Below are 7,123 nucleotides of genomic sequence, written 5' to 3'. Positions count from 1 at the left end.
GCGTAAGGCGCGATCACCGAGACGTTGTACTTGAGGATCACGCCGCCGTAGGTCAGGGCCACGTTCGGGCAGGCGCGACTGGTTGGCCTTGATGCCGCAGGAGTCGATCAGGTACGAGTGGATCATTTTCCAGTCGGGGCTGGAGAAGCGCTGGGTGTCCTTGTTGAGGATGATCTTGGCCAGGTACTGGCCGAGGATCGGCGCGTTACCGGCGCCGCCGGCGTGGACTTCCGAGAGGTCCATGATCTTCATCTTGCTGTAGTCGCGGATGAAGCCGCTTTTTTCACCCTTGCGCGAGAAGCGGATACGCCCGGCGATGTCCTTGTCCAGGTCGCCCAGCATCACCAGCGGCTCGACCAGGAACACCGGCTTGCTGGCCTTGTTCTGGCCCAGGCGCAGGTTGTGGCGGATCCACTGGGCGGGGCTGTAGCCCTTTTCGGCGTAGGCCTTGTCGTCGTTGTTGAATTCGTTGAGGTAGAACTTGCGGGCGTTGTACACAAGCTCCGCCACGTCCAGGGCGATGTTCGAACCGCAGCGGCCCAGGCCGATCAGGCAGACCGAGGGAAACTCCTGCTCGCGGCGCGCTTCGAGCTCGTCTTCCAGGTGCGGCGCGCGGGGGAACACCGAGTCGCGCAGGCCGTCGAGGTTGTCGAGGATGCGGTCGGTATTGGTTTCGGTGAAGTAGAGGTACTGCTGGGGTGCCTGTGGGCGTGAGCTGGACAATGGCTTCGACTCTGAAAGGCTCTGGCTGCCCAGGGTCAGCGTCAACTCGGATACTGCGTTGGCAGAATTGTTTTTAGAAGTCATTGTGCGCCGTGTGCCTGGACTGGTCGGCTCGGTGATGGGATATCAAAGAGCCATCAAGTGGGATCTCGCGACTTTACAGTGCGATATTTGCCCCAGCGATAGGGATAAGTCTTATGGATGCTAGGGGGATTCCTTTCCTTGGTTCAGATAAATCGGCCGGTTTGCGGTGATCTTTAATCAAAAGGAGGCAGGATGATGGCAACGTTACCCACCCTTGGGTTCGCCGGTATTGGCTTGATGGGCTTGCCCATGTGCCGCCGACTGCTGGCGGCGGGTTATCCCCTGGTGGTGTGGAATCGCAACCGGGAAAAATGCGCGCCGCTGATCGAGGCCGGGGCGCGACTGGCCGAGAGCCCGGCCCGACTCTGCGCGACCGCGGATCTGGTGCTGCTGTGCCTGGCCAACACCGAGGTGGTGCGCGAGGTGGTGTTCGGCGCCGAGGGTATCGCCCAGGGCGCCAGGGCCGGCCAGTTGCTGGTGGACCTGTCCAGCCTGGAGCCGACCGCCACCCGGGACATGGCTGCGCAGCTGGCGGGCGCCACCGGCATGGGCTGGGTCGATGCCCCGGTGTCCGGCGGCACGCCCGGGGCCGAGGCCGGCAGCCTGGCGATCATGGTCGGGGGCGAGGCGGCGGATATCGAGCGGGTGCGGCCGGTGCTGCTCCAGCTGGGGCAGCGGGTGACCCACATGGGCGGCGTCGGCGCTGGCCAGGTGACCAAGGCCTGCAACCAGATGATCGTGGCCTGCAATGCGCTGGTGATCGCCGAAGTGGTGGCGCTGGCCGAACGTTCCGGGGTGCAGGCGTCGTTGCTGGCCGAGGCGCTGGCCGGTGGTTTTGCCGATTCCAGGCCGCTGCAGATCCTGGCCCCGCAGATGGCCGAAAGCCGCTTCGAGCCAATCAAATGGCATGTGCGCACCCTGCTCAAGGATCTGGACGGGGCGGTGAAGTTTTCCCGCGAGCAGGGCTCGGCCACGCCGATCAGCGGGTTGGCTGCGCAGTTGATGCGCCTGCATGGCGGCCAGGGGTATCTGGAACAGGATCCCGCGACCCTGATCCGCCTGTATCGCGAACCGGCGTCAGAGGGCTGACCGCGGCGGGCAGCAGGCGCTGCTCGATCTCGGCGATCGCCTGCGGCAATTCGTCCAGGGGCACCGCCCGGCCGAGCAGGTGGCCCTGGATGAAGTCGCAGCCGTGCCGGGTCAGGAACTCATGCTGCTGCGGGTGTTCGACGCCTTCGCTGACCACCTGCAGGTGCAGGATGTGCGCCATGGCGATGATCGCCTGGACGATTTCCCGGTCCTGGGTCGACTCGGGCACGTCCTGGATGAACGAACGGTCGATCTTCAAGGTGTTGAGCGGCAGGCGCTTGAGGTAGGCGAGGGATGAATAACCGGTGCCGAAGTCGTCGAGCGACAGCGATACGCCCAAGTCGCGGATCTGCCGCAACAGGTTCACCGTGGTGTCGATGTTGCCCATCAGGGCGTTTTCCGTGACCTCCAGTTCCAGGCGCCGTGGGGCGACACCGGCGCTGCGCAGGGCGTCGGCGATCTCCTCGGGCAGGGCTTCGCGCGCCAGGTTCAGGGCCGAGCAGTTGACCGCGATGTGCAAGTCGGCGAAGCCATGGCGGGACAGGGCGGCCAGGTCCGCACAGGCCCGGCGCAGTACCCAGTTGTCCAGTTCGGCGATCAGCCCGTTGGCCTCGGCGATGCCGATGAAGCGATCCGGGACCAGCAGCCCGTGCAATGGATGTTGCCAGCGCACCAGGGCTTCGAGCTTGCTGACCTGGCGGCGGTTCAGGTCGTAGATGGGTTGGTAATACAGGGTTAGCCCGGCCTCGCTGTGCAGCGCGTTGCGCAGTTCTTCCTCCAGTTGCAGTTCCAGGCTGGCCCGGTTCGTCATGCTGGGGCTGAAGAAGTGCAGGCTGTTGCGACCGCTGCCCTTGGATTGATAGAGCGCCAGGTCGGCATGCTTGAGCAGTTCCTCGCTGGTGGTGCCGTCGTCGGGGAACAGGCTGATGCCGATGCTGGTGGTCATGACCATGCGCCGTCCCGCCAGCTCGATGGGCTCCTTCATCTTGTCCATGATGCGCTGCGCCAGGTACCGGGCTTCGTCGCGCTCGCGCAGGCTGATGAGGATGCAGAACTCGTCGCCGCCGAAACGCGCCACCACGTCTTCATGGCTGCGGGTGGAGCTCTTGATGTGGTGGGCGAGCACCTTCAGCAGTTCGTCGCCGGCATCGTGGCCGAGGCTGTCGTTGATCCGCTTGAAGTGGTCGATGTCGAGAAACATCACCGCCAGCCTGCCGCCCTGCACGGTTTTCTCGATGAGTTTTTCGGCGAACAGCTGATTGAAGCCACGCCGGTTGACCAGGTTGGTCAGGGCGTCGTAATGCGCCACCTGTTGCAGCGCCACCCGGGCCTGGTCCAGCTGGCACAGCAGGGTGTTGACCCGGCGCAGGTCCTGCTCCTTGTGCTGCAGCTTCTTGTCCGCCAGCGCCGCGCTGATGCAGCTGCCAATGATCAGCAGGACGATGACGGCGATGGTCAGGCCCAGTTGCAAGGGGTTGTCGTCCACTGGGATCGAGGCGCTGCCCGCCGCCGGCATCACCAGTTTCAATGACCACATGCCGGTGAAGTGCATGGCGACGATGCCGCCGCCCAGGAGCAGGCTCGAGGCGTATTTGAGCAACTGGTGCAACAGGCCGCTGCCATCGCTCAGGTAGCGCGATAGCAGCAGGGCGACCAGGCTCGCACTGATGGCGATGGCAATGGACAGGCCGAAGAGGTCGGGCTGGTAGTAGGCCGTGGCCTGGGAGCGCATGGCCGCCATGCCGACATAGTGCATGGTGCAGATGCCCAGGCCGATCCAGACCGAGGCCAGCAGGTAGCGCCACAGGTGCAGCCTGGGATGGCTCAGGGTGTTCATCGCCAGCCAGGAGGCAATCACTGCGATCAGCAGCGACAGCAGGGTCATCGGCAGGTCGTAATGGGTTTCGATGGGCGTCTGCAGCGCCAGCATGCCGATGAAGTGCATGGCCCAGATGCCACCGGCCAGGCAGAAGGCGCCGACCCAGCGCCAGCGTCGCCGAGCCGCGGGCAGATCGACGTGGCGCACCCGTTCGGCCATGTCCAGGGTGGCGAAGCTGCCGGCGCAGGCCACCAGATAGGCCAGGAGCACCAGCACGGAGTTGTGGTCGCAGGTGAGCAATACCTGCCCGCCTTCGGGGAGCTCGGTAAAAAAATGCAGACCAAGCCATTCCATCGCATGCCCCGCCAGTGAGTCATCCCGTATCAGCGCCCGTCGGCTGAACGATGGAGCTGAGTATAGGAAGAGGGGGCGAAGCCGAAGGCGATGATGGCAATTTGACTTAAATGATTTTGGAATTTATCCCATAACCAATCGAGCTAAGCGCTCTGGTTGAAATGCAGCTCCGGTTCCAGGGGCGGGAGGCCGAAGGCCGCGCGCGCGGCGTCGCAATCGACGTTCTGTTCACCGTTTTCCCAGGACGCTTCGAACTCGCGGCAGGGGCTGGAGCGCTGCTCGTAGATTGAACAGCTGACGTGCTTGCCGACTTCGCCGGTCAGCGCGATGCAGCGGGGCGATTTGCAATCGGTGCCGAGCATGGCGACTCGGCTGGGGTTGATGGATGCCACCAGATCGTCGGGCACCGTACCGCCGGAAGAGGCGCACTCGCCCCAGAAAAAAGACACACGAAAGTGTGAACAGCAGGCACCGCAATTCAGACACGGACTGGCTTCGGACATGGGCGTATTCAACGGGGGAGGAGGTGGATGAGGGGGCAGGCAAGGCCGCTATTCTAGGCTTCGCAACGGCCTTGGGAAGGGGGAGCGCGAGGTATTTTTCGAGGCTTGTGCAAGCCCTTGAAAATTCGGGCTTTAGCCCCGGTATCCGGGGGCTTGCGGGTTTTTGGGCGGGGGGCTGTGGCGTCGTTCGGGACGCTGTCGGGCGCGACCGATTGTCTGATATCAGCCTTACGAATCATTACAGACAATCGGGGTGGGGCTGACTAGATTGCAACTTCCAGGCTTGGTTGCGTCTGGCCGAATAACAATAAAGAGACCGTCCCATGCAGAACTCGACCCAAGCGGCGAATGCCTGGCGCATTCTGTTCCTGTTGTTCCTGGCGAACCTGTTCAACTTCTTCGATCGCACCATTCCCGCCATCATCATCGAGCCGATCCGTCTGGAGTGGCACCTGAGCGACTTCCAGCTCGGCATCATCGGCACCGCCTTCACCATCGTCTACGCCATTGCCGGTCTGCCCCTGGGGCGCATGGCCGATACCGGTTCGCGCAGCAAGCTCATGGGCTGGGGCCTGGCGGTGTGGAGCGGGCTGACCGCGGTCAACGGCCTGGTGGGCAGCTTCTGGAGTTTCCTGCTGGTGCGCATGGGCGTCGGCATCGGCGAAGCCAGTTACGCCCCGGCGGCCAACTCGCTGATCGGCGACCTGTTCCCGGCCCATCGCCGGGCCCGGGCCATGGGCATCTTCATGCTTGGCCTGCCCCTGGGCCTGTTGCTGGCGTTCTTCACCATCGGCGCGATGGTCAAGGCCTTCGACAGCTGGCGCGCGCCGTTCTTTATCGCCGCGGTGCCGGGGTTGTTGCTGGCGGTGTTCATGTTCTTCATCAAGGAGCCCAAGCGCGGGGCGGCGGAGACGGTCAAGGTGTCCCAGGAGCCCATCGCCCGGCCGATCCGCCGGGTGCTGGCGATTCCGACCTTTCTCTGGCTGGTGCTGGCCGGGCTGACCTTCAACTTCGCGACCTATGCCTGCAACTCGTTCCTGGTGCCGATGCTGCAGCGTTATTTCCTCCTGTCGTTGCAAGACGCGGCGGTGGCCACTGGGGTGATAGTGGGGGTCACCGGCCTGGTCGGCCTGACCCTGGGCGGCTGGGTGGCCGACAAGATTCACCAGCGGGTGGCCAACGGCCGGCTGCTGTTCGCCGCGTTCAGCATGCTGGTCTCGACCCTGTGCACCGCCTGGGCCCTGCATGCCGGGCGCATCGAGATTGGGGTGTTCGTCGCGGTGTTCAGTGTCGGCTGGCTGTTTGCCTACAACTTCTACACCTGCGTCTACACGGCGATCCAGGATGTGGTCGAGCCGCGCCTGCGGGCCACGGCCATGGCGCTGTTCTTCGCCGGCCTGTATCTACTGGGCGGTGGCCTGGGGCCCGTGGTGGTGGGGGCGCTGTCCGACCATTTTGCCCATGCGGCGATGTACGCCGCCGGGGCCGAACAGATGACCGAGGCGTTCAAGGCGGTCGGCCTGCATGACGCCATGTACCTGATTCCGGTGGCGCTGCTGCTGACCCTGCTGTTCCTGTTCCTGGCCTCGCGCTGCTTCGCCCGCGACGCCCAGCGGATGAAGGAGGGGCTGGTGCCGGGGGAGCCGGTGGGGGCGGCAGCAACGGCCTGATCGACTAAGTCCTGTAGGAGCGAGGCTTGCCCGCGATGAACGATGACGCGGTGCGTCAGACAGAACGCATTGTCCCTATCGCGGGCAAGCCTCGCTCCTACAGAAGCAAACGAAAAAGGCCCGCATTGCGCGGGCCTTTTTATTGGGGGAGGGAGGGGGGATCAGCCCGCCACCAACACCCGGATCGCTTCCAGGCGCAGCGCCGCTTTTTCCAGCATGGCCAGGCCTTGTTCGCGTTGCTGGCGCAGGGCCTGCAGTTCGCTGTCGCGTACGGTCGGATTGACCGCCTGCAACGCGGTCAGGCGCGCCAGTTCTTCGTCGGTGTCGGCGGCCAGGCGGCGTTGCGCCTCGGCCACGCGCTCGGCGTGACGCGGGGCGATCTTGGCTTCGCCGGCGTTGATCTTCGGCGTCAACTGGTCGCGCTGGGCCTGGATGAACTTGTTGGCGCTGGCCTTGGGCACGCTTTCCAGCTGGTCGTTGAGGGTCTCGAAGGCGACGCGGGCCGCCAGGTCGTTGCCGTTGGCGTCCAGCAGGCAGCGCAGGGCGGCCGGTGGCAGGTAGCGGCCCAGCTGCAGCGAACGGGGCGCCACCACCTCGCTGACGTACAGCAGTTCCAGCAGCACGGTGCCGGGTTTCAGCGCCTTGTTCTTGATCAGCGCCACGGCGGTGTTGCCCATGGAGCCGGACAGCACCAGGTCCATGCCGCCTTGCACCATCGGGTGTTCCCAGGTGATGAACTGCATGTCTTCGCGAGACAGCGCCTGGTTGCGGTCGTAGGTGATAGTCACGCCTTCGTCGTCGTTCAGGTGTTTCAGAACGAACCGCTGTACCTCTATCTGAAAGGCCGTGGGTACGGCACCGATCGTTATGTGGGCCGGACG

Annotated in this window: 4 protein-coding genes and 2 pseudogenes; 2 read left to right on the top strand and 4 right to left on the bottom strand. The window is 64.4% G+C overall.

The window, feature by feature from the left end; all coding sequences use genetic code 11:
- Nucleotides 1–807 (bottom strand): annotated as a pseudogene (locus ACQKQA_RS29240) (hypothetical protein); the annotation flags it as partial.
- A gap of 192 nt (nucleotides 808–999) precedes the next feature.
- On the opposite strand from ACQKQA_RS29240, the gene ACQKQA_RS29235 reads away from it, so the two are divergent.
- On the top strand, nucleotides 1,000–1,896 hold the full coding sequence (locus tag ACQKQA_RS29235; protein WP_427564660.1) for an NAD(P)-dependent oxidoreductase: 897 nt from the start codon (nucleotides 1,000–1,002) through the stop codon (nucleotides 1,894–1,896).
- Here ACQKQA_RS29235 and ACQKQA_RS29230 read toward each other — a convergent pair.
- Both ACQKQA_RS29230 and ACQKQA_RS29225 read right to left on the bottom strand, forming a co-directional pair.
- Nucleotides 1,787–4,069, bottom strand: a complete 2,283-nt coding sequence (locus ACQKQA_RS29230) for a putative bifunctional diguanylate cyclase/phosphodiesterase (protein ID WP_427564659.1) — start codon at nucleotides 4,067–4,069, stop codon at nucleotides 1,787–1,789. The two genes, ACQKQA_RS29235 and ACQKQA_RS29230, sit on opposite strands and share 110 nt — an antisense overlap.
- 143 nt (nucleotides 4,070–4,212) lie before the next feature.
- Entirely contained in the window at nucleotides 4,213–4,572 is a 360-nt protein-coding gene (locus ACQKQA_RS29225) for a YkgJ family cysteine cluster protein (protein WP_427564658.1), read from the bottom strand.
- Nucleotides 4,573–4,895: 323 nt separating this feature from the next.
- Between ACQKQA_RS29225 and ACQKQA_RS29220 the strand changes: the two genes are divergently transcribed.
- Nucleotides 4,896–6,242: a spinster family MFS transporter gene (locus ACQKQA_RS29220; RefSeq protein WP_427564657.1), complete on the top strand. Its 1,347-nt coding sequence runs from the start codon at nucleotides 4,896–4,898 to the stop codon at nucleotides 6,240–6,242.
- 161 nt (nucleotides 6,243–6,403) lie between these two features.
- Here the strand turns inward: ACQKQA_RS29220 and ACQKQA_RS29215 are convergent.
- Nucleotides 6,404–7,123: pseudogene (locus ACQKQA_RS29215) on the bottom strand (hypothetical protein); the annotation flags it as partial.

The organism is Pseudomonas sp. NPDC089530 (assembly GCF_050280705.1).
Taxonomy (GTDB): Bacteria; Pseudomonadota; Gammaproteobacteria; order Pseudomonadales; family Pseudomonadaceae; genus Aquipseudomonas.
Note: the sequence above shows the minus strand (reverse complement) of the source record. Positions and strands in the feature narration are given on the sequence as shown.